Source organism: Methanosalsum zhilinae DSM 4017 (genome assembly GCF_000217995.1).
GTDB classification, from domain to species: Archaea; Halobacteriota; Methanosarcinia; order Methanosarcinales; family Methanosarcinaceae; genus Methanosalsum; species Methanosalsum zhilinae.
In genome coordinates this window covers 1,667,505-1,693,152 of the sequence record NC_015676.1, presented here as the reverse complement: position 1 = coordinate 1,693,152, position 25,648 = coordinate 1,667,505, and the positions used below count along the sequence as shown (strand labels likewise).

Sequence of the window (25,648 nt, the reverse complement as noted above, 5' to 3'; positions counted from 1 at the left end):
ATCAGACAAGTTTCAGGTGACCTGTGACCCGGTCAAGTACCTCAGCATCAGCCGGCCCTATTCCCAGCACTGTTACAGTACCGGGTTCAACCTGTGTCAGACCTGCATCCTGTATAAGTGCAACAGGAAGGTTTTTTCTCCTTGCTTCTTCCCTCAGCTCGAACATTTCTTTCAGTGTCGCAACCCTTAGAACAACTTTTTTCTGGCCGCCTCTTTTCCATTTTTCAATCGCATCCCTGTCAGCCCACTGCATGGCAGATACAGCAGCATGTGCTACCTGGACTGCCAGTTTTCCCTTTGAAAGCTTCAGGTCATCTCTGATTATAATACACTGTTTGTATTCGCTCATGCTATTTCTCCAGGTATGATAATTTATTTTATTTGATGGTCTCAAAAAGATATCTTACTATATGGTCTGATACATTTATACCCCATGCTCTGTATATGCCAGCTCCGGAAGGTGTGGCATTTATTTCCAGTATTACCGGTCCGTTAGGTCCTTCAATGATATCTACCCCGCTAAAAACAGTTCCAATGGTCTCTGCAGCACGACAGGCCATTTCTTTGATATGTTCAGAAGGTATATACTTTTCCGGAATGCTTCCCTGGCTCAGGTTACTGATCCATGATCCTGGCTGTGCATTGCGCAAGATCGCACCTGCCACACTTCCGCCAACAACAAAACATCTTATATCACGGCCAGGGTTCTCTATGAATTTCTGTATATATACTACACCTCTATTTTCAATGATCCTGTCCATGACATTTTCTATCTGCAATGACCTGTCCGTTCTTCCATCCTGGCTTATGATTATTCCATTCCTTATTCTCAAAATATCCATGCCCTTATATCCAAAAATCGGCTTGATTATACAATCTCTGAATTCTTCAACCACATTCATTGCACTGTCAAGGTCCTGTACTGCTCTTGTAGGTGGATGGGGGAGTCCAGCCTTTGAGAATAGGTGGGTTGAATAATATTTGTTGGCAGCTTTCTGTATGGATTCTGGAGAATTGATCACAGGGATTCCCATCTCCTGGGCCTGAACCAGTATATCTGATCGAAATGCCATTTCATCAAGGGTACCTGAACCTATATCCCTTACGATAATTCCATCCATGCTGAAAATATCAATTTCTTCAGCACTACAGGTACTGGATCTGTCTATTCTGCACTGTACAGTGGAAAGGTTTACAGCTATCGGTTTTCCTCCATAAACCTTGACAGAATCCATCAGGGAGGAAGCAGTCCAGTCATCAGGCTCAGTCACTATGATTGCAATCTCATTCATATTGATCATTATTTTTAGATGAACATATCTGAATTTTAGAAGGTATCTTTTCGGGATTTATCTGTATATCTTTTGAAATACATCCTGCAAGATCTACAACCTTTGCTGCAGCATCAATTATCACTCCGTCTGAGGTAGCAATGATCATGTCCTCACTGCATTTTTTAAGATCGTGGTCCACCCTGCGTGATGTTTTCACCTCAAAATTCAGGATTGTATGGTTAAACTGTTCTCTCATGTATCCTGCAAGTTCTCCGCTCCTGCTCATTTGAGTATCCAGTAGTATTTTCACATATGCAGGTGAATTCTTTGAAAGCAGGGACAATACACATTTCACGGCTTTGTAGGTCGCAGGAGTTATTGAATATCCTCTGAATGCACCTCTTGCATCCCGTATAAAACCGTCGTCGCATTTCCATAATGTATGACCTGTTAACATGCTGTCAACAGTTATCAGGAGATTGTATCCATCAACTGCAATTTTTTTTCCTGTAAGCTGACAGCACTCTGTCCTTTTTTTCATACGATCCTGTGCAATATCAGGAGATACTGTTACCCTGTTTAATATATTTCTATATTCACTGTCCAGACGGTAGTGATTGCATACAAATCGAAGTGCACCTGGTTTTGGATAACCTCTTTTTAGCAGGTATCTTATATCATCTGCAGCACTAATCAGGATATTTTTCTCATTTTCATTTCTCATGATTCTGTTATCGGAATTATCTGTAGTAACATTTATACACATCGCAGTTAATTCCTTTTATGGGTGCAATCTTCATGGATATTCTGTTTTTGAATCAAAAAGATGTAAAAAAAATTCTGGATATGTCGTCGGCAATTGAAGTAAATGAGGATGCTTTTCTTCAACATGGTCTGGGAAATGTTCAGATGCCGGTAAAATCATATCTTTACATGCATGAGTACAATGGTGACCTTCGTACAATGCCTGCTTTTATAGAGAACCAGGATATCTGTGGAGTCAAGGTTGTGAATGTACATCCTGATAATCAAAGGGTAGGACTGCCTACGGTCATGGCAGTTGTACTGCTGAATTCTACAAGTACTGGTGCACCTCTTGCAATGATGGAAGCCTCTTATCTTACTGATGTCCGCACAGGTGCTGCAGGAGGCATTGCAGCAAAATATCTGGCAAGAAAAAACTCTCATGTAATTGGTATGATCGGTGCAGGACACCAGGCCCATACTCAGCTTCTGGCTCTTTCCCACTTGTTTGATATAAAGCATGTAAAGGTAACATCTGCTGACATGGAAGAAAATGAAATGCTTGAGCGGGATCTGAAACCTGTGCTGGATTGTGAATTTACCCTTACCATGGATATTGAAGAAGTGTGTGATTGCGATATACTGGTAACTACTACTCCTGTTAGAAAACCTCTGGTTCGCAGGGAATGGATAAAGGCCGGCACCCACATCAATGCAATTGGTGCTGATGCAAAAGGTAAACAGGAACTTGATTCTGAACTGCTTCTGCATTCAAAGGTCATTGTTGATGATGTTCCTCAGGCATCCCATTCAGGTGAGGTGAATGTGGCGATCTCAGAAGGATTTATGAAGGTGGATGATATTTACTGTGAATTGGGACATGTTATTGCCGGAGTATGCCAGGGAAGACAGAGTGATGAAGAGATCACAATATTTGATTCCACAGGACTGGCAATACAGGATGTTGCAACTGCAAACTATGTTTATACTAAGGCTTTGCATAACAATATCGGAAAAAAGCTTGAGATATTTTAAAATACGGGGGTGGTCTGACTGAGATCTGGAATTGGTAAATATGGATACCAGAAATTGCTAAGCACAATTAACAGGATATTTGGCTCTGATAACAGGAAAAAAACTGCAGATGAGGATGGAGGATCGGTTACAGAACTTACCATAAAACCTCCGGATCCAAGTATTGGGGATCTTATGGAAATTTATGGGAAGGGTACGCCTGATTCTGAAATAGATATACTTGTTTCATTTGAGAAGGAGTTGCCTGTAAATGAAGGCAGGTATTTTTATGAATTTGACAGGGTAAAGATCCCCGAAGGTTCCAATAGATATACAGTAAAGGCAATAGGTGTTGAAGATCTTAATTTCACGGTCAAGATGTTTGTGATGTTTACACGTACATCCCATGCATCTGATGGTGTTGCTGTCTTTTCAGATTCAGATGTTCCAGCTGGCACCTATGATATAAGAGTTGACGGCAAAGCCATGGATAACAGGGATCGTGTAACAATTGTGGTTGAGGCTGTACAGACCATTAAAGTAGATGAAGATGGTAGTTTCAATTACAGCTATGACACCTCTTCACTTGTAGGCGGTGAGTTCAAGGTAAAAGCAGGAGACATTATTAAGGATGTATTCCTGAACTCAAAGAAGGAAAGCAGTGAATAAAAAAAGATGAGTTTTATCTCATCTGTCTCCCATTTAATTCATTTATTTATATTTTGACATCAGGCTCATGAATTCACCTGTTTCCATAACAGGTATTGATTCAATGAGGCAGATATCTGACCATGGAAGGTTGAACGCTGCAACCGCTTCAGCTGACTCTGCTTCGTAAAGTATAAAGTATCTTCCCCCAGTGAGGTCAACCCACTGATTCTTGATCTTTATTCCTTCCGGAACTTTCAGTTCCTTGAAGTGTTTTAATATTTCATCTCTGTCATGTGGCTCCCAGGTACTTATATCCATAAATAACATTTCTCGATCACTCCCTTTAAGTATTAATCAATATGCTATTGGTGACTCTGATATATATTTATTTCGAAAGTATATATGACAGTTATAATATATTTCCATCTTCAGTTTGTGTCTGTGTGAATAACCCCGTTATCGTCTGTCAACCACCCTTTTTGGTCTTCCTTTGACCTTATACAGTTCCAGCTGACCTGGTTGTGTGAAATTAAAGATTATTTTTAGGACCTCGTCATCAAAAGCATTCCTCAGCAGTGGTTTATGTTTCAGAAATGCCCTGGTGAAGTTTTCTTTTACGGTTTCAGCTTCTTTGAACATTGAATCCATGCATTCAATACTGACTCTTAATATGGTCTCCCCTTCATCATCCCCTCCATATATGAAAGCCTCATATTCACCAGTTAGATATTCCATATTCTCTCTCTGAAAAACTCCTCTCTCAACATCCACTCTGTTAAAGGGACTGCCTGCGATCCAGAAAGTTTCAGCTTCACGCTGTGGATTCTCGATCTTCATATGTGTTCTGCCGCAGGCACATTTCTTTCTTGAATGCACAAGGGTGGTGTCCTCGGTATCATAGTTGAGAAGAAGGGTGCCGCATCTTGCGCCCGGTGGCAGCAGGGTTGTCAATATTGCACGTCCGCACTCCCCATCTTCTACAAAAGTCCTGAGCTGCGGGTCATATACATCCAGATGCACCAGATCTTCAGGAACGTGCAGTCCATCTATTTGACTGCATTCTCCGCACATGGTACCTTCAGTGCTGCCATAGGTATTATAGACCTCACACCCCCACAGCTGTGAAACATATTGCCTCGATTCTTCCGCAAAGCTCTCTCCTCCAACAACCAGTCTCTGGATACTGGACTCTGAAGGCTCAATTCCGGATTCTTTCATTCTCTGTGCCAATTTTATCAGTTTGAAGACACTTCCGACAATTGCTGTGGGTTTGTATGAGGTCATTATTCTTACCGGAAACATGCATTTGCCTTCAGGGATAATGGTCATTCCAACATCTCTGGCAGCAAGTGTCATTGTATTTGCACCAACGTTCATGCCATAGGATGCGCATACAACAACCCTATCACCGGGTCCAAATCCCTGGGAAACAAATGCTCTTGAATACTTTTCTGCATATCTCTGCCAGTCATCCCATGTCAGAAAAAATGATTTTGGGATGCCGCTGGTACCGCTGGTTTCATGGATTGTGAATATGCGATTCCAGTCTATACTCTTAAATTCAAAGTCAGAGGTTTCAGGTGGCTGATAGTTCCTGATAGTATTGCTGGAAATGATCGGCAGGTTGAGAAGGTCTTCATGACTGGTTATGTTGGCAGGATCAATATTGTGCTCCCTGAACCATTTTCTGTAAAAAGGTGAGTTATCAGCTGCATACTGTACAGTGTATTTTATCCTTTCATCTATCATTGCTTCCAGGTCACTGCGAGGCATTGTTTCCATTACAGGATTGAAGAAATTATTCATGTTATACCATCCATTCTTATATCTGACAATTACCTTAAAGAATCTGTTGACAATAGATACGGAAGGGATATCTGATACAAATTATATGGATTCATGTATTCAACTGTGCAGTAATTTTGCAGAGATCAAATATTGCTTAAGGAGAACATGATCATCAATAAATTCAGTTATCTACAATCCGTATAGCATAACTATTTATTATAGGATTTTCAGAATATCATTCTAATATCTATGAATAATATGAATAGGAGTGGGTAAATTATGAACACAAAAGGAATGCTTGTACTGCTTGTACTGGCCATAACTGGTATTTCTCTTTCAATGGGGTGCCTTGATAATGGTGAGCCTCTGGATGATATGAATAATACCATCCCTTCGGCTGATGGCAATGGTGATGAATATGTGGATATTGTCCTTGAATCATTTACGATAAATCCTGATAATGTGACCATCTCTGAAGGAGATACTGTCAGATGGATCAACAAAGGTCCCAGGGTTCACAGGCTGCTTGGAGCTGATTTTGATTCTGGAATAATAGAAGTGAATGAAACCTTCACACACACATTTGAATCAAAGGGCCAGCATGATTATTTGTGCATAGTTACTGCTTTGAGAGGAACTGTTATTGTGGAATGAACACTCAAAAAATATCACAATAACTATTTATTATATAATCTTCCTGTTTATATATGGGATATTATATATGAAGTATAATTTCCTGATATCTGATTATAAGGAAGGATCGAATCATGCACATGAAACTGATATTTATTGCAATAATCTTTGGTGCCGTGGGTGCTGTATTTACAACTGGCTGCCTGGAATATGATGAAGAAGGTTACATAGATGAAAGGACCAATGGTAACGAAAATGCAGGTGCTCATTTTACTGAGATCGATGAAAGCGGGTTTGTTGACTTGTCATTTAATTCATTTTCAGTTAACCCGGTATCAGTGCTGAATACAGTTTCTTCAGACTGAACTGCATTTACTGTTGTTGTATCTAAGATTTATATTTATATTTTTTTAAAAATATTCAGGTCTCTTCAGGACCGATATTTCGCTATTGTTAAATAATAGTCCTGCTCAACAACATCCAAATCATATGAGATGGGAACATGAGAGCTATATCATTATTAAGCAGTGGCCTTGATTCTGTTGTGGCAACCGCTTCTGCAAACGAAAATATGGATATTGTACTGGCACTTATTTTTGATTACGGACAGCGTGCAGCCAGACGTGAGATCGAATTTTCCAGGAGAATATGTGAGCATTTTGATATTGAATGTAAAGTAATCGAACTGAACTGGCTGGCTGAAATTACTGATACTTCCCTTGTGAACAGGGACGTGGATATTCCACATATTTCAGAAGATGACATTCTTTCCGATTCGCCGGAAACCGTAGAATATTCAGCAAAGCAGGTATGGGTTCCAAATAGAAATGGTGTTATGATCAATATAGCTGCCAGCTTTGCAGAGAGTATGGACTGTGAGTATATAGTAACTGGATTTAATGGCGAGGAAGCCGAAACATTTCCTGACAACTCCCTTTATTTTCTAGAAGCTGTCAATATGTCCCTATCATATTCCACAAAGAACGGAGTTGAGGTAATAGCTCCTCTGATAGACTGCAATAAAACAGAGATTGTGAAAAAGGGGCTTGAGATCAATGCGCCACTTGAGTGGAGCTGGAGCTGCTATCATGATGGTGAGACTCCATGTGGTGTCTGTGAGAGTTGTATGAGAAGAAAGATGGCATTTGAGAACGCCGGTGTTCAGGATCCTCTTCTTTTAAGATGCGGGAATTTGAATGGTCAGAACTGACAGGAGGTATGATCTGTGAAATATATTGTTCTGGAAGATGAGGTAAGCTATGACGGCCATCAGATATCTTCACTGTGGGCCTATGAAAACACTGGCTCTCTTGATGACACCATCATTGCATTCAGGGGACCATGTGGTGTCAGCATTGAACATATGATAGATCTGGAGGATAGGGTATCAGATGAGTCAATAGAGTCACCTGACATGATACATTTCATTTGCGAACATTTTGATTCCACTGATCTAAAGCTTGTTTATGCAAGACAGAGATTATTTGTTCTGATAGTATCTGAAATACTTTCCAGATATGGATTGGTAACAGAACGCAATGGAGATGATCTCTTTTTCAATGACCGGAAACTATCTGTATCAATTGCCAGTGTTTCACCCGTATCCCAGAAATTTCATTTTGGAATGAATATAGTACATGAACATTATGCAAGCCTGAAAATGGCAGGTATCAAAGAAGACGATATATATTCACTGATGGATGAAATATGTGATCGATACTGTATGGAATTTAAGGATATTGAAAGGGATCTTCGAAAATCAAGACCTTTGGATGTGATCTGATGCAGGCTCCGATAAGTGAGATTTTTTGTTCGGTGCAGGGTGAAGGTCCCTATGTGGGGACAAGACAGGTATTTGTGCGGTTCTCTGGCTGCAATCTTTCATGCTCTTACTGTGACACTCCACAGGAAATTGCATCCCAATGCCGGTTTGAACCTGAACCCGGCACCTCTGTATTTGAATATATGTCCAATCCTCTGACAGCTGAAAAGGTTGATTTACTGATCTCAGGGTTCAATAACATACATTCAGTGTCACTGACTGGGGGTGAGCCCCTTTTGTACAGTGATTTTATTAAACACATGCAGACCTCGTATCCGCTATATCTTGAATCAAATATGACACTCCCGGATGCTGCTCGAAATATCCGTGATAATGTGGCGTACGTCTCAGGTGATATAAAACTCATAGATAAGATGGCTGGATCTGAACTGGAGCATCATCTTGACAGTACAATCAGGTGTTTCAGGCAACTCAGGAGCACTTCTGAGAGGATATGCTTTTCCAAAATAGTGATATCAGGGGATACTGATATGCAGCTTCTGTTCAGTGTGGTGGATTCGATATCTGATTATGTATCCTGTGTGGTCTTACAGCCTGTGACCAACAGTCCAAACTCTGCTGATGTCAGGGTACTGCTTGATATTCAGGACCGATTGCTTGATACAGTAGATACAAGAATTATACCTCAGACTCATAAAATGCTAGGGTGTCTCTAATGAGTAAAATGAAACTTGGAATTATAGAACATATAGATAGTGCACATTATCTGCCTGCTCATGATTCATGTGGGATTGTGCATGGACATACGTATAGGGTTGAAGTGGTTATTGAAGGTGAAAAGAAGGAAAGTGGAATGGTAATGGACTTCTATGACATGAAAAAGAAAATCAAGGATATTCTCAGTACCTATGACCATGTTCTTCTAAATGATATCCTTGATTACCCCAGTGCAGAGAACATATGTGAACATATCCATTCAAAGCTGAGCAATGAACTGGGGTATCCCCTATCTGTAAAGGTGTGGGAAGGCCATAATAAATGGTGTGAACTAAGTTCAATTGAATGAGACCTGTTTGCATTTGCAAAACATATATCAATGAACGGATGCTAATTTATAGATGGATTTTAATGTTTTAATTGTACTGTGATTGCTTTTACTCATGGAGAATAAGATGCCAGATAAAGAAAATGAGAAGGTTCAGGGAGATAGCAGGCATTCGGAAATATCAGCATGTCCTGAATATGAGGGCAGTGATGTTCTAAGAAAGATAGCTGATCATCCCTGCTATGATCCAAAAGCCCAGCACAAGTATGGACGGATACATCTTCCTGTTGCACCTGCATGCAATATCCAGTGCAGGTTCTGTGTACGTGAATACGACTGCGTCAACGAGAGCAGGCCCGGGGTTACCAGTGAAGTTCTAACCCCCCAGGAGGCTGTCTCCAAACTTCGAAATGTGCTAAGTGAACACCCTTATATCAAGGTGGTGGGAATTGCAGGGCCTGGAGATCCACTGGCAAATGATGAGACATTTGAAACTCTTGAGCTGGTTAAGAAAGAGTTTCCTGATCTTCTTCTGTGCATGAGCACCAATGGTCTGGCTCTTCCTGATAGGGTGGATGATCTGGTTAGGCTGGATATATCCACTCTTACAGTTACTGTGAATGCAGTTGATCCTAAAATTATGGAGAAGATCTATTCACATATAGTTCATGAAGGGAAGATCTACAAAGGTCCGGAAGCGGCAAAGATACTCCACAGGCGCCAGATGGAAGGTATCAGAGCAGCTGTGGATGCCGGTATTGTTGTGAAGATCAACACAGTTCTTATTCCTACTATCAATGATGACCATGTGGTAGATATTGCCAGAAGGATGAGTGAGATGGGAGTGTATATCATGAATATCATTCCGATGATACCACAGGGTGAGTTTTCATCCCTCAGAGCGCCTACCACGGAAGAAAGGGCAAAGGCTCAGAAGGCATGTGAGGAATTTGTAAGCCAGATGAAGCACTGCAGACAGTGCCGCGCTGATGCCTACGGACTTCTTGGAAAGGATCTGTCTCAGGTGAGTGAGGAGAGAAGAAGGCTGATCCGGTTAAAAAGGGATAGTTAATACTGTTATGGCAGGGATTTGTTGGAGATGACCGGTCTGGATCTGAAAAAAATTGTCCGCGACATCAGGGAATTTGAGGGTCTTACCCGAAAGAAGCCAATTGAAGATATTGTCCGTATTTTTGAAAATGTTCGTTCTGATTACCAGGGAACGATTATAGATTTTGGTGATGATGCTGCAGTGATTGGTATCGGAGGAGATGACGTAATCCTCTTTGCAGCAGACGGCATATGGGGAAAAATCACTGAAGCCAGTCCATGGTGGGCAGGATACTCTTCAGTGCTTGTGAATGTAAATGACATATCTGCTATGGGCGGGCGTCCACTGGCAATGGTCAATATTCTGTCAACAGACAATATGGATGCCTGTGAGCAGCTGATAAAGGGGATATCCGATGGTGTTAAAAAATTCAGTGTGCCCATGGTTGGTGGACACATGCACCCTGACACTCCCTATACTTCAATATCCGTTGCTATTATTGGAATAGCTAAAAAGGATTGCATTATCAGGAGTGATACTGCCCAGGCCGGTGATGCAGTAATTGCAGCCTATGATCTGGATGGCAGGTTAGGCCCCAACTCACCATATAGCTGGGATACAACATCATTCAAGGATCCTTCCCAGGTCAGGGAGATGTATATGGTAATGCAGAAGATAGGTGAGGCAAAAATTGCAACCGCAGGCAAGGATATCAGCAACCCCGGGACAATTGGCACTCTGGGAATGCTGTGTGAGAGCAGTAAAGTTGGTGCAATGGTTGATCTTGATCGGATTCCTGTTCCTGATTCAGTTGATCTTGAACAGTGGCTCAAGGTCTATCCTGCAACAGGTTATGTTCTTACTGCAAAGGAGGAGAATGCATCAGAATGTATCCGTATCTTCAGGGATGCAGGTATTACTGCAGCTGTGATCGGCTCGATTAATGATAGCCGCAGACTTGAGATTTTCAATGAGGATTCAAAAGCAACAGTTTTTGATTTTAACAGTGATACCATTACCGGTATAAATATGGACTTCTGATTTATTCCTGGTCTTCTGCCCAGGCTTTCAATTCTCTGTAGAGAATCTGTTCAGCTTCCTGGACATCTTCCAGCTGACCCCTGAGTGCCAGTACATCCCGTTCATCACAGTCTACGATATTGACCTTAACTCTCCTGTCCACAGGTTCGAGATTGAATTCTTCCACAAGGTCATATATGATGTACGAAGGGGTCCCTGGAGGTATTATCAGGTCGTACATGTCCTCAAGTTCAATGTTTTCGACATCTTCTGCTTCTTTCTCCTTCTCTGCTACAAGATCTTCAAATGATAATTTTTTGGGCATTCTGATCACCTGTATATGGCTGTGGTATTCCTGAAATGATATCCTCAATTGAATAAAAAATGATCGCTTACTGTTTTTAAATCAAAAGGATTAAGTAAAATATGTAGCTATTATCCGGAATAAAGAGGTTGTAATAAGAGGTTTTAAAATGCAGTCATACAAACTAAAACGCGGTTACAGTCCTGATATTGATCGTATTCATTCAGTCCTTGAAGAGAATTTTCCGGAGATAGAACGTACAGATGACCGACTTGTGACATCTTATGGCGCAATCTCGAAAATGGAAGTATGGATAGAGAACAAGAAACTTGTGGTGGATACAGTATCTGATACCGATGTTACCGATGAAAATCTGATACTTGATACCAATAAGCGTTTCAGGCAGTTTCTTGACGATGCTACAGGATATTCTGCAAAAGAGCGGGTCAAGCAGGCTAAAAAGGAAGTTACCAAGTAAATCCTGTGAAGAATTCCTATGGCATTTCTTGAAAAACTGAAGGAGTTTGATATTCCCACCTGCCTCAGGGTATGTGCAGGAACTGACGGGTCAGTAACATTCCTTCTTGAAATCATGACCCGAAATGACGTTTCAGTAATCACAGAGAACCAGCATGTGGTTAAGGCTGATAATGAGATGGCATCAGTGCTTGGAGTAAATCCTGATGAAGATGTCAATCTGCGTACAGTCACACTTATGGCAGGTGATGTTGAGTATGTGCATGCCACATCCATGTCTCCTCTCTCAAGAATGCCTCCTGGAATGCAGCAGGATCTGATGAGGGCAGATATTCCAATTGGCAAGATCCTGAGAAACCATGGAATTGAAACCCGCAGGGACTTTGAAACCATCCGGCTTGATAATGGTGAAGATCTTTTCGGATGCCATAAGGTTCTCTCAAGAACATACCGGATAATGCATCATGGCTATACTCTCATGTGGATAAAAGAGAGTTTCCCGGTAGATGAGCGATGGAACCTCTGACATTTTCCGGTTTCAACCGAAACCTTCATAATTGATTCGCAACATCTGGTGGAATCAACTCATTATTCTTACAATGAGCCTCGGTGGCTTAGGGGCATAGCGCGTCCTTGGTAAGGACGAGGTCGCGGGTTCAAATCCCGCCCGAGGCTTCTTAAGACAGTATCAAGCCTAATACTTTCACCCAGCTAATTTTGGATATTTATCTAATCAAAATAGAATCTGCAGAAAAACAATTATTGATGCAGATTATTTACATCGAAACAAAGATATAATTTTTGAATTTGTAAATGTTCTGTATGGGGAAGGATTGTCAGACACACTTGTTTTGAAATATCTTAGCCAGTTAGATATTTTAGCAAGGATTTTAATGAAGTAACTCTTACAGACGTGTATAGAGTGGTTGCTGAAATTGAACGAATCATGTATCATTTTGAATAATCATTCTGTAGTTTTTGATGAAGAAGATGCCTTAATGCAACCTGCAAAAAAATAATATCTATATGTCCGGAATGCATGAACACCATACTTGTTGAAAAGCGGTTATTTAAAAATGAAGCGATACTAAAAGAATATATTATTTGTCCATTCTGTCGAAATAGTTAAAGAAATTCGGGAGAAAAAAGTTACTTACATAGTCTGTGATGTAAAGGTTACAGATTCAGCTACCAAAGAACAACTGGTCTAGGAGATTCTGCGTGAACTGCGAGGATATGTATACGACGGAATCACAACATACCAGCTATGCAGAATCCTGAAACAAAACTTTGGAATAGCTTACCGGTATTGCTGCGATTTAGTGCAGAGACTGAAGATCGAACTCGATATGTACTGTCCTGACCGACAGCATTTATACTTTGCAGAAAAAATTGAAATGCAATGATAAGAATTGCAGCAAAATCAGGATATAATAGGTGATAATAAACAATTTTTTTATAATTTGTTTTATATTTTTGAAATCAGTTCGGTAAAAAATAATATAGATGGAGACGTAAAAGAAGTTAATGACAATGTATGTTTAACGCAATAATTCTGTATACGGAAGAAAGTTGCCTTCATCCTTTCTAATCAAATATATAAGAAACAGAGTTCCCCACACACGTGGGGATGAACCGGCTTTTTAGTACTATGGGACAACTTAGAACCAGAGTTCCCCACACACGTGGGGATGAACCTGTAAAGTTTTTGCCACAAAAAAGCGGTGACGGGAGTTCCCCACACACGTGGGGATGAACCGTTTACCCTGTCGATATCTTCGAATATACTTACGAGTTCCCCACACACGTGGGGATGAACCAGTACCAGATGACGGATTCACTGATGATGGGTAGAGTTCCCCACACACGTGGGGATGAACCGCTACAGGTAAATCAAATTCTGATATAATGCGAAGAGTTCCCCACACACGTGGGGATGAACCGTTTAATCGTAACGAGTAGGTTTGAGTTTAGATGAGTTCCCCACACACGTGGGGATGAACCGTCGGGCATATCATGATGTGGTATGGTGATGCAGAGTTCCCCACACACGTGGGGATGAACCGTATAATTTATTTGATACCGATATGAGTAATTCGAGTTCCCCACACACGTGGGGATGAACCGGACTAAAGTTTGGACAAAACCTTGCTTTACCAGAGTTCCCCACACACGTGGGGATGAACCGAAATATTGGTTTAGATATTGCTGAAGCAATATGAGTTCCCCACACACGTGGGGATGAACCGATTCAGAAGCAAAAAGAAGGCTTGCTGAAAGAGAGTTCCCCACACACGTGGGGATGAACCGTGGTCACATTATGCACCCATGGGGGATAAAGAGAGTTCCCCACACACGTGGGGATGAACCGACACAACGGGGAAGAAATCGATAGCATCAATCGAGTTCCCCACACACGTGGGGATGAACCGAGCGGGTGCGACAACGGGTTTATGTGCGGGATGAGTTCCCCACACACGTGGGGATGAACCGATGCAATATATGATACCTGCGAATTCAGGACCGAGTTCCCCACACACGTGGGGATGAACCGTTAAAACGGTTTGGTTCAATGATTATGATAATGAGTTCCCCACACACGTGGGGATGAACCGACCCCATGTGGTTATTTTGTGTTGAGGAAAAAGAGTTCCCCACACACGTGGGGATGAACCATGTAGCGGATAGATTCGGAGTTAATCCTTCAACGAGTTCCCCACACACGTGGGGATGAACCGTTAACGGGTTGAACTGTGTAAAGTCTGTCCCAGAGTTCCCCACACACGTGGGGATGAACCTTTTACCAGGGAGTACTAAAACGCTTAGGGGTGATGAGTTCCCCACACACGTGGGGATGAACCAGTTAGAACTTGCATCCGTCCCTGTCTGATCGAGAGTTCCCCACACACGTGGGGATGAACCGGTTTTAATAATGAAAGATGAGATTAAAATAGGGAGTTCCCCACACACGTGGGGATGAACCGGGTATTGGAAAGTGGATGAGAGTGCTGGCACTGAGTTCCCCACACACGTGGGGATGAACCGACCTTCCTCTCACCATCATCTCCACAGACCATGAGTTCCCCACACACGTGGGGATGAACCGCAGTAAATCGAACAGTAACATATTCAACAGATGAGTTCCCCACACACGTGGGGATGAACCTCACTTGTTTTTAACCCTATAGAATTCTTTGAAGAGTTCCCCACACACGTGGGGATGAACCGCGTATTCCCCCGAACGGCCTGAATCCCTTCTGGAGTTCCCCACACACGTGGGGATGAATCCGCAGTTTTTATAAATCGCTGTTGTAGACCGGATAGATTACCTACGTATGTAGATATAACAAAATCATAACACAAACTAAAAATTAATCTAAATAAAAAAATTGATATACTATCATAAAAATTACTAATGTAAGTTATTTATCTAGTGGGATACAATAGTGAATTTTTACAATAATTGGGGAAAATTCAGAACAGGTTCTGATGAAGAATTTAACTACCACTTGTTAGCATATCATTGTCTTGATGTAGCAGCAACTGCTAATTCATTATTACACAATGACAAGATCTTCTTAGAAAAATTTAAAAATTATTTACCAATAGAAGACGACGATTTGATTTGCCTTATAACATTTTATATTGCAATTCATGATATCGGTAAATTTTCTAAGAATTTCCAGTCACTACAACCTCATCTTATGAAAAAATTGAGAGGTTATAGCTCTGAGAAAAGTTATGAAATAAGACATGACAGTTTAGGATACCATCTATGGAACAGCTTATGGAATGATTTGTGGAAAATGAATATATTATCACTTGATAAAACAATCTATGATGAGTTTGACTGGAATGAACTGATATTACCGTGGCTGCGTGCTACTACTGGGCATCATGGCTATCCTCCTATTTATATAAACAATGGAGTCCAAATCAACTATGATGAATTGTTCTCCAGTGATGACAAGGAAATGGCAGTTTCTTATATTGAGTCAATATCCCAACTTATACTCAAAAATGGATTTAGCTCACTAACCTCAAATAGTGGGGATGTAGATATCTTTGAAGATTTGGAAAGATATTTTAAAAAAACTTCTTGGCTTCTATCTGGCCTTGCAGTAGTCAGTGACTGGATAGGGTCGTCAGAGTCATATTTTAATTATAATTCATCAATAATGAATTTAGAAAAATACTGGACTGAGATAGCGTTACCTGCCTCTAAAAAAGCTTTAAAAGATTCGGGGATATGTCCATCACAGGTATCTCATGAGAGTGGAATTAATCACCTGTTTGGTTATATCAAAAAACCTACCCCAATGCAAAATTTTGTTTCTGAGATGGAGCTTGGAAATGGTCCACAGCTTTTCATTATAGAAGATACTACAGGTAGTGGAAAAACAGAGGCAGCAATTTCTTTATCTCACAGGTTAATGATTAGAGAAGGGCTACATGGTTTGTTTTTTGGGTTACCCACAATGGCTACTTCTAATGCAATGTATGAAAGATTATACGAGTCTTATTCGAAGATATATGAGCCTATATCCAATCCATCACTGGTTCTAGCACACGGACAAAGTCATCTCTCAAAAATTTTTAGAAATACTATAGGACCAAATAAAACTGAAAATGATTTTTATGGTGAGAACAATACCAAAGAATCAACCATTTCAGCTCAATGTTCTGCTTGGATAGCAGATAATAGAAAAAAATCGTTGTTAGCTGACGTTGGGGTTGGTACAATTGATCAAGCTATTATGAGTGTGCTCCCATCAAAGCACCAATCTCTAAGACTATTAGGTTTATCTAGAAATGTGTTGATAGTTGATGAAGTCCACGCATATGATCCTTATATGCATGAATTGTTATGTAATTTGCTCACTTTCCATGCTTCCCTGGGTGGAAGTGTAATTCTTTTATCAGCTACATTACCGCTAAAACAAAAAAATGATTTGGTCCGATCGTTTTCTACTGGAGCAGGCTATGAGTTTGAATCAGTGTCTAAGATCGAGTACCCTTTGGTTACACATATATCAAGTTCTGGATCAGAAGAACAACCAGTTGATTACTTATCTCAAAATGAACGAGTTGTTTCATGTGAATTTTTCCATGATAAAACTCATGTTCGAAAAAGTATAATAGATGCTTCAAATAATGGATTTTGTTGCTGTTGGATTCGAAATACAGTAGATGATGCCATAGATGCTTATAATTCAATTGCCAACTGTATAGGTCACGAGAATGTTATTTTATTCCACGCAAGATTCACAATGGGAGATAGACTCAAAATTGAAGAGTCAGTACTCGAGACATTTGGCAAAAACAGTGGTAATAAACAGAGGGCTGGTAAGATTTTAATATCTACGCAGGTTGTTGAACAATCACTAGACCTTGATTTTGATTATATGGTAACAGATTTGGCTCCAATTGACCTTATTATTCAAAGGGCAGGTCGGTTACATAGACACAAACGTGATTTAAATGGTAATATTGCTACGCAAGATTCTAGAAAAACTCCAGTATTGGGTATATTATCCCCAAGGCCGACAGAAGATGCATCTGATAGCTGGTATTCTGGTATGTTTTCAAAAGGTTGCTATGTATATCAAACACATGGTAAACTTTGGCTTACTGCAAAGTTGCTTTTGGAAATGAAAGAAATGCATATTCCTCGAGATAGCAGATACTTAATAGAAGGTGTTTTTGGACCTAATGCAGATGAAAGCATCCCCAGTGCTTTGTTAAATGTGGATAGGAATGCTTATGGCGAAACTATGGCTGAAAAATCAATGGCCGTCTGGAGATCTTTAAAAATATTTCAGGGATATGATCGTACAGGTACTCAATGGATCGATGATACGGTCGTACCAACGCGCTTAGGTGATTCTATAACTTTAAGGTTAGGTAAATTAGTAAACGGTGCGATATTACCACTTAATAGTTCAACCCGACACCCCTGGGAGATGAGCCAAGTCAATGTAAGCGCAATTCGTGTTAAATATCCTAGTTATCCTGAGGAGATAAATGAACTAATTGATGAAACTAAAAATTCTATGAAAGATAAATGTAAATGGAGTTTGTTTATACCTATGGAACTGCAGGAAGACGGTATGTGGCTAGGTTTTGGAGAGAACCAAAATCGTCAGAAAGTGAAGCTAATATACGATGCAAAGACAGGATTACACACAAGTAAATATTGAAGGAAATATAAAACTATGACATTCAATTTAATTTACGATAAATGGATTGGTGTAAAGAGAGCTGATGGTACTGCAGAAAAAATTGCACCATGGGAGATTACAACTAATATTGAAACTAATCCTATAGTCTCAATAAATACTCCACGGCCCGATTTTAATGGTTCTATGATGCAATTTTTGATTGGACTGGTTCAAACAACCATTTCTCCAAAGGATGATAGAACGTGGAGAAAACATTTTTTAAGACCTCCTACACCTGAACAATTGAAAGAATCGTTTTCTTCAGTTTCTTCTGCATTCAACTTTGATGAAAATGGGTCGGGTTTATTCATGCAAGATTATGAATTAAATATCGATTCAAAAAAATCCAGAGTAGATTCTCTGTTAATGGAAATGCCTGGAGACAATACTTTAAAAAACAATGCAGATCATTTTCTAAAGCGTGATAGTGTAACCAAGATGTGTCCAACATGTTGTGCTATGGCACTTTTCAATTTACAATTAAATGCACCATCTGGTGGTGCCGGTCACCGTACTTCATTAAGAGGTGGTGGACCACTAACTACTCTCATACTTGGCGAGAATTTATGGCACCATGTCTGGCTCAATATTGTTGTTGAAGATAACTTTACTCAATTAGGAGATGTCAGTCACACAGATCTCTCAGATATCTTTCCTTGGATGGGGCCTACAAGGACAAGTGAACCAAGAACTGGTGTAATCACAACACCTATGGATGTAAGCCCAAAGCAAATGTATTGGGGGATGCCTCGAAGAATCAAGATTGATTTTGAGCAAAGAGAAGATGGTGAATGTGATATTTGTAGTGAATCGTGTGACAGTTTAATCACAAAATACATTACAAAAAACTATGGTGTTAATTATGAAGGTAATTGGGCACATACTTTATCTCCACATCGTGAAGAAAAGTCACAGTTGCTCCCAAGACATCCACAGCCAGGCGGTATTACGTATAGATATTGGGTAGGGCTAGTCCAGCACGATAGTAGTGATTCATATCACCCCGCTTTAGTGGTCGATGAGTTCTTTAAAAGACCAAGAAATTTAAGTGAAGTGTTTCAGCATTCACCTAGACTGTGGGCATTTGGCTTTGATTTTGATAATATGAAAGTACGTAGTTGGTATGAAAGCACCATGCCACTTATAACTGTAAATGAAAACATTAGAAAGAAATATGAAATTACTGTTGAAAGGTTGGTTACATGTGCTGAAGTGATAAAAAATAATACAAGAAGTTGTGTTAAAAACGCCATAGTACCAAAGTCGAGTAGCTCGGGTGAACTATCACATATAGATTCGCAGTTTTGGTATAGGACAGAAGCCGAATTCTACTCGTTTGTTGATGTTATATCAAAACAAAGTGATGATGAAGCACTTATTAACCAAGTCAAACTTGATTGGCTCAAATACTTATCAAAGCAATCCTTGAATTTGTTTGATGAATATACGAATCCGGCTCAACAGAGTATAGTAAACCCTAAAAAAGTAGCTACTTCTCGCCGTAATCTTAGAAATTATAATTCTCAAAAGAACAAACAAGTCATTAAGGCTTTAGGTCTATCAACATAAGTTGATTAGTTCTTGCTCGAGGTGATAATAATTGACAAAAATGAAAAGTTCATTAGAACAAGAAGATGTTTGTAAAATTGTAATTCAGTGGTGGAAGGACCTGGAAAACAGAAAAGCGGATAGAGCTAATCTTCGTAGATGCCACGACCTGAGCGAGGTTGTATTCACTCCATCTTATCACTATCTATGGCACCAGCTAAGTAATTTAGGTTTTAAGAACAAAAGAGCAGTAGCACTTCTTGCAGGTGTCTTAGCTCATGTCAAAGAAAATGATACTAATAACACATTTGCAGGTCAAATGGCAAAAACCAAAGATGGCTCAAAACCAAAAGTAAGTGAACTGAGGTTTAGAAGGGTCTTGACAATCGATGAAAGAGAAGAACTCTTCATTTATCTTGTTAGGTTAATAAAACTCATGAATGGGAATGTCAACATATGTAATCTTGCTAATAGTATCTATTGGTGGAATGATATTACTAAAAAGAACTGGGCTTTTGAATACTATGACAAATTATCAAATTAAAAAAAAGGTGATCTAGAAATGTCAAAATTTGTACAAATACACACTTTAGTATCGTATCCTCCTTCCAATCTTAATAGAGATGATCTTGGGAGACCAAAAACTGCTATAATGGGTGGTACTCAAAGATTGAGGATATCTTCGCAGAGTCTAAAAAGAGCATGGAGAACATCTGATATATTCAAAGAAAAACTTGATGGAAATATCGGAATTAGAACCAAAAGTATGGGTGTGAGTGTTTTCAAAGCATTAACAAATGGCTTCACACTAAAAGATTTTTTAAATAACGGTTTTAACTCCGATAAGGTTAACAATCCTGTAGAGGAAAGTGTAGCAAAAGAATGGGCAAAAGCAATTGCTGATGTTTTTGGAAAAATCAAAAAAGAAAATAAAAATAATCCACTTGCTGAACTGGAGATCGAGCAACTTGCTCATTTCAGCCCAGAAGAAATAACATCAATAGATGAATTAATGTCACAAATAGCCCAAGAACAAAAAAAACCTTCTAAAGAAGATATTAAAAAACTGGATTTATTGAAACAAAAGCATACGGCAGTTGATATTGCGATGTTTGGACGTATGCTTGCATCGGATACAATGTATAATACAGAAGCTGCGGTTCAAGTATCTCATGCCATCACTGCCAACAAAGTTGCCGTTGAAGATGACTATTTCACTGCTGTTGACGACCTGAACAAAGGTGAAGAAAACATGGGATCGGGGCACCTTGGAGAGAATGAGTTTGGTTCTGGTTTATTTTATACATATATATGTGTTGATAAGGATTTATTGGAATCAAACTTAGGCGGTGATAAGAATTTAGTATCCAACTCTCTAAAGGCGTTGATAGAAGCTGCTTCTAAAGTTTCACCCACTGGTAAACAAAATAGCTTTGCTTCAAGATCCTATGCATCTTATGTGATGGTAGAAAAAGGAAATCAACAGCCACGGAGTTTGGCAGTGTCATACTTAAAATCTATTACTGGTGATGACATGCTGAAGGATGCTATTGATAAATTGGAAACTACAAAAGCGAAGATGGATCAAGTGTATGGCCCATGTGCAGACGAAGTTAAGACGATGAATGTTTACACTGGTGAAGGCAATATGTCAGAACTAATGGATTTTATCAGTAACTAATTTAAAGTGGAGCTGGGTCAAATGAAAGATTATTTAATTTTCCGGATATATGCACCAATAGCATCTTGGGGAGATATTGCGATAGGTACACACAGACCAACGTTTGACCATCCTTCAAAATCTGCAATTTTTGGGTTGCTAGCAGCTGCTTTGGGCATTGATAGAGATGATGATGAAGCTCATTTAAAATTAAATTCATCTTACAATTATGGTGTTTTAGTAAATTCTCATGGAAATATGTTGCGAGACTATCACACATCTCAAGTACCTGGGAAAAGTAAAAAGACTCATTCTTCAAGAAAAGAAGAATTAGAAACGGATGATAATAATTTGAACACCATTATCTCTACACGGGACTATTATAGTGACTGTCTGTATACTATTATTTTATCCTCAAAGAGTGAGGAGCCACCCTACCCATTTTCAATGTTAATCGATAAACTAAATAACCCGAGTTTCAACCTATATCTCGGTAGAAAGTCCTGTCCACTATCTCTGCCTTTAGATCCAAAGGTAGTTTCAGCAAGTAATATGAAAGAAGCGCTATTGATCACCGATTTCAGAGATAGAATTTTTATACCAGAGCTAAACTCATCTCAAAATTGTAGATTTTATTGGGAGGATCCTGATGAAAATATAGATTCGGATCAAGTAATCTCCAAATATGATGAGATACTCAGTCGTAAAAGATGGCAATTCTCTAGAAGGAATGAATATTATGCAATGGTTAATATGGAGAATTAAACATGTATATGACAAAGGCAGAAATTCTCCCGGACAAAGTTTTTGATAAAGATGTCTGGAATAAACTGCAAAACACGTATAGTATACATCAACTTGTTTGGTCGCTCTTTTCAAAAAAGCCAGACGATAAGAGAGATTTTTTATACCGCTATGAATTTAATAGGAATGTTCCTACTTTTTACGTAGTTTCAAAGAGTATTCCTGCTAATAATTTGTCTTATTTCAATATTGATGTAAAAACATATGATCCAAAAATAAATCCTGGTCAACATTTTCTTTTTTCACTCAGGGCCAATCCGGTTGTTACTAAGAGGGATGAAAATGGAAAACAAAAAAGACATGATGTGGTGATGGATGAAAAATATAGGCTTCAAAGTGAGAAACTAAATAGTAGTAAACTTCCACCGATTTCAGAAATTGCACATGAAAAAGGTTTGGAGTGGCTAAATAAAAAAGGTCTCAAAAATGGCTTTACTTTTGATTGGAGAAACGTAAGAGCTGATGGATACCAGACCCACAATTTCAAAAAACCTAAAGGTAGTGGCCAAATTAAAATTAGTACACTTGATTTTGATGGTATGATTCAAGTTACAGACATGGAATCTTTCACAAATGCATTGTTTAATGGTATTGGTCCAGCAAAAAGCTTTGGATGTGGCCTCATGTTAGTTAAACCAATTCGATGAGGTCGGTAGAATGCTACGCAAACCAAAACCTATATCGATAAAAGAAAGATTTTCTTTACTTTTTCTTGAAAAAGGAGAGCTTGATGTAATTAACGGATCTTTTGTACTAATAGATAAAAATGGAGTACGTGTACAAATACCTGTAGGTGGCATAGCTTGTTTGATGCTGGAACCTGGGACGCGAGTATCACATAAAGCTGCTGCTCTTGCTTCAGATGTTGGGTGTTTACTTATATGGGTTGGAGAAGCTGGTGTGCGTCTTTATTCAGCAGGACAGCCGGGTGGTGCTAGAGCAGACCGTTTATTGTATCAAGCAAAACTTGCATTGGATGAAGAGCTTAGAAAAAAAGTAGTTCGAAAAATGTATTCCATAAGATTCAACGAAGTTCTTCCAGATGAATATAGTATAGAACAGATGAGAGGCATGGAAGCTGCTCGTGTAAAAAAACTTTATCAAATTATTGCAAAACAATATGGTGTTGAATGGAAAGGTCGTAAATATGACCCCAACAACTGGGATAACAGTGACATTCAAAATAAATGTTTAAGCTCAGCAACCTCATGTATCTATGGTGTCACAGAAGCTGCAATCCTTGCAGCAGGATATTCTCCAGCTGTTGGTTTTATTCATACAGGCAAACCACGTTCATTTGTTTATGATATAGCAGACCTTTTCAAATTCGAAACTGTTGTACCAATTGCATTTAGAATAGCTTCAGAAAACCATTCTAATTATGAAAGAGCCGTTAGATTGGAATGTAGAAACTCTTTCAGAGAAACTAGACTACTCAAAAAAATAATACCAACGATTGAAGAAGTGCTTGCAGCCGGAGATATTGACATCCCAAAGACACCATCTGACTCAGTTCCTCCCGCGATTCCAAATAAAGAGGGGATAGGCGATGCTGGTCATCGTAACTGAAAATATACCTGATAGATTAAGAGGTAGGCTGGCAGTCAGGCTACTAGAAATAAGAGCTGGAGTGTACATTGGGAACTATTCTGTGAAAGTACGAACAATGATTTTAGAAGAAATTAGAGAGAGTATTGAAGAAGGAAATGTGGTTGTTGCTTGGAATGCACCTAATGAACAAGGCTTTGATTTTGTTACATTTGGTAATAATAGACGTATACCAAAAGAAATGGATGGGATTAAATTAATATCTTTTTTACCAGAAATGGAGATTGAAGATGCATAAATGAAGAATCAGCATGAAATTCTTAATGATATCTACAAATATTTATATCTCCAGAAGAAACTTGTTGTCATTTATTTTAATCGAATATATATATGAATCAGTTAGCTCTCCATACACATGGGGATGAACTGATCCCCAAGCATATCTATAGATGGCTGGACCATGATCTTAAGTATTATCTCTATATAATGCAATTAATAGGGGTATAGGCTTGATATTGTTTTTAAGTATACGACCTGAAACTTCCTATTTTTTACCTATTTTTTAATTTCAAAGCCTTTTATTATTTATTTTCAATTTTAAGCTCTTTTAACAGATATCCATCCTGTCTTATCATATCTATGATTCCCATTACAGAATAATTGTTTAACTACTTCTATGCGATCATTGCTAACAAATTCAGATTCATTCTCATACCCGCTGACAACCCGGCCAATAACCTTATTGCCTTTAAGCATTAAATTTGCTGAGAGCTGAAGCAGTTGAGAATATGTATTTACAATAATCAGAACATGATCCTGGGATAAATAATGTCAGTGGATGAAAATGTAAAACGGATCTTTGAAGAGGTTGGAGATGCAACTCTTATCTGTGTCACCAAGACTGTTGAGCCTGCAAGGATAAACGAAGCCATCAGGGCAGGTGTTACCATCATAGGAGAGAACCGTGTTCAGGAATTTGAGGAAAAACGCGATAAGATCCTGCCATGTGAGGTACATTTTATAGGACATTTACAGACCAATAAGGTCAAAAGAGCGGTCCAGCTATTTGATGTAATTCAGTCTGCAGATTCCATGAAAGTGTTAAAGAAGATAAATAAAAGAGCCAGGGCTATTGATAAAATACAGATGGTTTTTCTCCAGGTCAATATAGGCAATGAACCGCAAAAGCATGGGCTGGGACTGGATGAGATAAAACAGGTTATACCTGAAATTGCTTCTCTCAAAAATGTTTGTGTAAAAGGGCTCATGTGTATACCCCCTTATGTATCTCCTGAACAGGCACGTCCATATTTCAGGAAGATGAAATCCCTTTTCGATGAGCTGAAACAGGAAAACAGGGATAACATAGACATCCAGGAGCTATCAATGGGCATGTCCAATGATTACATGGTTGCCATCGAAGAAGGTGCCACCATGGTACGGGTAGGCTCTGCAATATTTGGGGAGAGGGAGTACTGAGAAAGATCAAGACTGTTCTCATGATCTTAATTTCTGATCCCAGATTTGCACTAAATTGAACTGGCCTTACAATATGATCATTCCAATCTAACTGAATTCAATTATCCCACGAGAGGTTCAATTATTCCGTTCTTATTTTTCCGTTCAAGGTATCGTTCACACTGTTTCAGACGGTCATATCCAAGCATTATTCCAAGTATGAAATCCTCCTCATCTGTGAATCGTGAAAGATTCTTTCTTCCAATCCGGTTAAGTACTTCAATGCATCTTCGGTCTCCGAAAAATACATTTATTTTCTTTCCGGAAGCTGGCTGTATCAGGTAGTCTATTCTCTTCTTTTCAAGCAGGCTGATAATCTCATCTTCAAAACATTGACTGGTTGTGTGCAGAATCAGGTGCCTGAGACCTTTCTGGTATTCATAGATGTGATGTCGAAATACCTGCATATTTCCGTGAAGGTGTGTTTTTAGCAGTTCTTCTGTTAGGGTTTTCAATTTATTGCACCTGCCGATTTTCAAAGTGATCTGGTTATGGTTTATGGGTCCTTTCTCCACTGAAGCTGTACAACATTGTTTAAAAGGCATATATATTTTTGGGCAACCGA

At 39.3% G+C, this 25,648-nt stretch carries 29 protein-coding genes, 1 tRNA gene and 1 CRISPR repeat array; of the genes, 22 read left to right on the top strand and 8 right to left on the bottom strand.

Annotated elements, in window-relative coordinates; genetic code table 11:
• Nucleotide 1: 1 nt before the first annotated feature.
• Genes pth2 through MZHIL_RS07935 form a run of 3 tightly spaced genes read right to left on the bottom strand, consistent with a single transcriptional unit; the run spans nucleotide 2 to nucleotide 1,998 of the window.
• On the bottom strand, nucleotides 2-349 hold the full coding sequence (gene pth2, locus MZHIL_RS07945; RefSeq protein ID WP_013898855.1) for a peptidyl-tRNA hydrolase Pth2: 348 nt from the start codon (nucleotides 347-349) through the stop codon (nucleotides 2-4).
• A 28-nt stretch (nucleotides 350-377) separates the two neighbouring features.
• Nucleotides 378-1,292 (bottom strand): tetrahydromethanopterin:alpha-L-glutamate ligase, encoded by a 915-nt coding sequence (mptN, locus tag MZHIL_RS07940; protein ID WP_083812379.1) that lies wholly within the window; start codon nucleotides 1,290-1,292, stop codon nucleotides 378-380.
• Nucleotides 1,285-1,998 (bottom strand): DUF434 domain-containing protein, encoded by a 714-nt coding sequence (locus tag MZHIL_RS07935; protein ID WP_157209658.1) that lies wholly within the window; start codon nucleotides 1,996-1,998, stop codon nucleotides 1,285-1,287. Before MZHIL_RS07935 ends, mptN begins: the two co-directional genes overlap by 8 nt.
• A 74-nt stretch (nucleotides 1,999-2,072) precedes the next feature.
• Here MZHIL_RS07935 and ala point away from each other — a divergent pair, with 74 nt between their 5' ends.
• Both ala and MZHIL_RS07925 read left to right on the top strand, forming a co-directional pair.
• Nucleotides 2,073-3,053, top strand: a complete 981-nt coding sequence (gene ala, locus MZHIL_RS07930; protein ID WP_048815686.1) for an alanine dehydrogenase — start codon at nucleotides 2,073-2,075, stop codon at nucleotides 3,051-3,053.
• Between the two features lie 54 nt (nucleotides 3,054-3,107).
• Entirely contained in the window at nucleotides 3,108-3,701 is a 594-nt protein-coding gene (locus MZHIL_RS07925) for a hypothetical protein (RefSeq protein ID WP_013898851.1), read from the top strand.
• Between the two features lie 42 nt (nucleotides 3,702-3,743).
• Here MZHIL_RS07925 and MZHIL_RS07920 read toward each other — a convergent pair whose 3' ends face one another.
• Together MZHIL_RS07920 and ftsA are read right to left on the bottom strand one after the other, a co-directional pair.
• Complete coding sequence (locus MZHIL_RS07920; protein ID WP_013898850.1) at nucleotides 3,744-4,010, bottom strand: DUF3303 domain-containing protein; 267 nt, start codon at nucleotides 4,008-4,010, stop codon at nucleotides 3,744-3,746.
• Between the two features lie 129 nt (nucleotides 4,011-4,139).
• Complete coding sequence (ftsA, locus tag MZHIL_RS07915; RefSeq protein WP_013898849.1) at nucleotides 4,140-5,489, bottom strand: coenzyme F390 synthetase; 1,350 nt, start codon at nucleotides 5,487-5,489, stop codon at nucleotides 4,140-4,142.
• A gap of 261 nt (nucleotides 5,490-5,750) precedes the next feature.
• Here ftsA and MZHIL_RS07910 point away from each other — a divergent pair, with 261 nt between their 5' ends.
• From MZHIL_RS07910 to MZHIL_RS07875, 8 genes are all read left to right on the top strand, one after another.
• Nucleotides 5,751-6,125: a cupredoxin domain-containing protein gene (locus MZHIL_RS07910; RefSeq protein ID WP_013898848.1), complete on the top strand. Its 375-nt coding sequence runs from the start codon at nucleotides 5,751-5,753 to the stop codon at nucleotides 6,123-6,125.
• Nucleotides 6,126-6,238: 113 nt separating this feature from the next.
• The gene (locus tag MZHIL_RS07905) at nucleotides 6,239-6,469 is read left to right on the top strand and encodes a hypothetical protein (RefSeq protein WP_013898847.1); all 231 of its coding nucleotides are present in this window, start codon (nucleotides 6,239-6,241) and stop codon (nucleotides 6,467-6,469) included.
• 137 nt (nucleotides 6,470-6,606) lie between these two features.
• On the top strand, nucleotides 6,607-7,314 hold the full coding sequence (gene queC, locus MZHIL_RS07900; protein WP_013898846.1) for a 7-cyano-7-deazaguanine synthase QueC: 708 nt from the start codon (nucleotides 6,607-6,609) through the stop codon (nucleotides 7,312-7,314).
• Between the two features lie 15 nt (nucleotides 7,315-7,329).
• Entirely contained in the window at nucleotides 7,330-7,887 is a 558-nt protein-coding gene (locus tag MZHIL_RS07895) for a DUF366 family protein (protein WP_013898845.1), read from the top strand.
• A complete protein-coding gene (locus MZHIL_RS07890) occupies nucleotides 7,887-8,603 on the top strand; it encodes a 7-carboxy-7-deazaguanine synthase QueE (RefSeq protein ID WP_013898844.1) in 717 nt (238 codons plus the stop codon). The genes MZHIL_RS07895 and MZHIL_RS07890 overlap by 1 nt, the downstream gene beginning before the upstream one ends.
• On the top strand, nucleotides 8,603-8,953 hold the full coding sequence (gene queD, locus MZHIL_RS07885) for a 6-carboxytetrahydropterin synthase QueD (RefSeq protein WP_013898843.1): 351 nt from the start codon (nucleotides 8,603-8,605) through the stop codon (nucleotides 8,951-8,953). The genes MZHIL_RS07890 and queD overlap by 1 nt, the downstream gene beginning before the upstream one ends.
• A gap of 106 nt (nucleotides 8,954-9,059) precedes the next feature.
• Nucleotides 9,060-10,004 carry a nitrogenase cofactor biosynthesis protein NifB gene (nifB, locus tag MZHIL_RS07880; RefSeq protein WP_013898842.1) on the top strand — a complete coding sequence of 315 codons (945 nt, stop codon included), beginning with the start codon at nucleotides 9,060-9,062 and terminating at the stop codon, nucleotides 10,002-10,004.
• 36 nt (nucleotides 10,005-10,040) lie between these two features.
• Nucleotides 10,041-11,024: a methanogenesis marker 2 protein gene (locus MZHIL_RS07875; protein ID WP_048815685.1), complete on the top strand. Its 984-nt coding sequence runs from the start codon at nucleotides 10,041-10,043 to the stop codon at nucleotides 11,022-11,024.
• 1 nt (nucleotide 11,025) lies between these two features.
• On the opposite strand, the gene MZHIL_RS07870 is transcribed toward MZHIL_RS07875, so the two are convergent.
• Nucleotides 11,026-11,328, bottom strand: coding sequence for a hypothetical protein (locus MZHIL_RS07870; RefSeq protein ID WP_013898840.1), 303 nt, complete (start codon nucleotides 11,326-11,328; stop codon nucleotides 11,026-11,028).
• A gap of 148 nt (nucleotides 11,329-11,476) precedes the next feature.
• On the opposite strand from MZHIL_RS07870, the gene MZHIL_RS07865 reads away from it, so the two are divergent.
• The 11 genes from MZHIL_RS07865 (at nucleotide 11,477) to cas2e (ending at nucleotide 23,863) form a co-directional block, all read left to right on the top strand.
• Nucleotides 11,477-11,785 (top strand): DUF5611 family protein, encoded by a 309-nt coding sequence (locus MZHIL_RS07865; protein ID WP_013898839.1) that lies wholly within the window; start codon nucleotides 11,477-11,479, stop codon nucleotides 11,783-11,785.
• Between the two features lie 18 nt (nucleotides 11,786-11,803).
• On the top strand, nucleotides 11,804-12,310 hold the full coding sequence (locus MZHIL_RS07860) for a chorismate--pyruvate lyase family protein (protein ID WP_013898838.1): 507 nt from the start codon (nucleotides 11,804-11,806) through the stop codon (nucleotides 12,308-12,310).
• 77 nt (nucleotides 12,311-12,387) lie between these two features.
• Nucleotides 12,388-12,459 (top strand) — tRNA-Thr (locus MZHIL_RS07855).
• Between the two features lie 934 nt (nucleotides 12,460-13,393).
• Nucleotides 13,394-15,072: direct repeats of the CRISPR family, unit length 28 nt; unit sequence GAGTTCCCCACACACGTGGGGATGAACC.
• 158 nt (nucleotides 15,073-15,230) lie between these two features.
• Nucleotides 15,231-17,984, top strand: a complete 2,754-nt coding sequence (locus tag MZHIL_RS07850) for a CRISPR-associated helicase/endonuclease Cas3 (protein ID WP_013898837.1) — start codon at nucleotides 15,231-15,233, stop codon at nucleotides 17,982-17,984.
• A 15-nt stretch (nucleotides 17,985-17,999) separates the two neighbouring features.
• Complete coding sequence (gene casA / locus MZHIL_RS07845) at nucleotides 18,000-19,574, top strand: type I-E CRISPR-associated protein Cse1/CasA (protein WP_013898836.1); 1,575 nt, start codon at nucleotides 18,000-18,002, stop codon at nucleotides 19,572-19,574.
• 40 nt (nucleotides 19,575-19,614) lie between these two features.
• Nucleotides 19,615-20,097 (top strand): type I-E CRISPR-associated protein Cse2/CasB, encoded by a 483-nt coding sequence (casB, locus tag MZHIL_RS07840; RefSeq protein WP_245527582.1) that lies wholly within the window; start codon nucleotides 19,615-19,617, stop codon nucleotides 20,095-20,097.
• Between the two features lie 18 nt (nucleotides 20,098-20,115).
• Nucleotides 20,116-21,234, top strand: a complete 1,119-nt coding sequence (gene cas7e, locus MZHIL_RS07835) for a type I-E CRISPR-associated protein Cas7/Cse4/CasC (protein ID WP_013898834.1) — start codon at nucleotides 20,116-20,118, stop codon at nucleotides 21,232-21,234.
• A 21-nt stretch (nucleotides 21,235-21,255) separates the two neighbouring features.
• Nucleotides 21,256-21,978 carry a type I-E CRISPR-associated protein Cas5/CasD gene (gene cas5e, locus MZHIL_RS07830; protein WP_013898833.1) on the top strand — a complete coding sequence of 241 codons (723 nt, stop codon included), beginning with the start codon at nucleotides 21,256-21,258 and terminating at the stop codon, nucleotides 21,976-21,978.
• An 8-nt stretch (nucleotides 21,979-21,986) separates the two neighbouring features.
• Nucleotides 21,987-22,664 carry a type I-E CRISPR-associated protein Cas6/Cse3/CasE gene (gene cas6e, locus MZHIL_RS07825; RefSeq protein WP_172633399.1) on the top strand — a complete coding sequence of 226 codons (678 nt, stop codon included), beginning with the start codon at nucleotides 21,987-21,989 and terminating at the stop codon, nucleotides 22,662-22,664.
• Nucleotides 22,665-22,674: 10 nt separating this feature from the next.
• Nucleotides 22,675-23,586: a type I-E CRISPR-associated endonuclease Cas1e gene (cas1e, locus tag MZHIL_RS07820; protein WP_013898831.1), complete on the top strand. Its 912-nt coding sequence runs from the start codon at nucleotides 22,675-22,677 to the stop codon at nucleotides 23,584-23,586.
• The gene (gene cas2e, locus MZHIL_RS07815) at nucleotides 23,567-23,863 is read left to right on the top strand and encodes a type I-E CRISPR-associated endoribonuclease Cas2e (RefSeq protein WP_013898830.1); all 297 of its coding nucleotides are present in this window, start codon (nucleotides 23,567-23,569) and stop codon (nucleotides 23,861-23,863) included. The genes cas1e and cas2e overlap by 20 nt, the downstream gene beginning before the upstream one ends.
• A gap of 299 nt (nucleotides 23,864-24,162) precedes the next feature.
• On the opposite strand, the gene MZHIL_RS10570 is transcribed toward cas2e, so the two are convergent.
• Nucleotides 24,163-24,321, bottom strand: coding sequence for a hypothetical protein (locus MZHIL_RS10570; RefSeq protein ID WP_157209657.1), 159 nt, complete (start codon nucleotides 24,319-24,321; stop codon nucleotides 24,163-24,165).
• A gap of 72 nt (nucleotides 24,322-24,393) precedes the next feature.
• Between MZHIL_RS10570 and MZHIL_RS07810 the strand changes: the two genes are divergently transcribed.
• Nucleotides 24,394-25,044 (top strand): YggS family pyridoxal phosphate-dependent enzyme, encoded by a 651-nt coding sequence (locus tag MZHIL_RS07810; RefSeq protein WP_013898829.1) that lies wholly within the window; start codon nucleotides 24,394-24,396, stop codon nucleotides 25,042-25,044.
• A 101-nt stretch (nucleotides 25,045-25,145) separates the two neighbouring features.
• On the opposite strand, the gene MZHIL_RS07805 is transcribed toward MZHIL_RS07810, so the two are convergent.
• Complete coding sequence (locus MZHIL_RS07805; protein ID WP_013898828.1) at nucleotides 25,146-25,538, bottom strand: DUF2023 family protein; 393 nt, start codon at nucleotides 25,536-25,538, stop codon at nucleotides 25,146-25,148.
• Nucleotides 25,539-25,648: the final 110 nt, after the last annotated feature.